This is a genomic window from Escherichia sp. 20412-1 (assembly GCF_003027595.1).
Classification (GTDB): Bacteria; Pseudomonadota; Gammaproteobacteria; order Enterobacterales; family Enterobacteriaceae; genus Escherichia; species Escherichia marmotae.
The window spans coordinates 1-234 of sequence record NZ_PYQM01000150.1; the positions used below are offsets into that span (position 1 = coordinate 1).

1 rRNA gene is annotated in these 234 nt (G+C 51.7%); it reads right to left on the reverse strand.

The features are described from left to right. Nucleotides 1–140 precede the first annotated feature (140 nt). Nucleotides 141–234, reverse strand: a 23S ribosomal RNA gene (locus C7B16_RS24450); the annotation flags it as partial.

A 234-nucleotide genomic window follows, 5' to 3' on the forward strand; every position in this document is an offset into this window, starting at 1 on the left:
GTTCGGCATGGGGTCAGGTGGGACCACCGCGCTATCTCCGCCAGGCAAATTCTGTTGTATTAACCCGCTTATCGCCGGTTAATCTAATCTGTATCAGGCTGAAAATATTCTCTCATCCGCCAAAACACCTTCGGCGTTGTAAGGTTAAGCCTCACGGTTCATTAGTACCGGTTAGCTCAACGCATCGCTGCGCTTACACACCCGGCCTATCAACGTCGTCGTCTTCAACGTTCC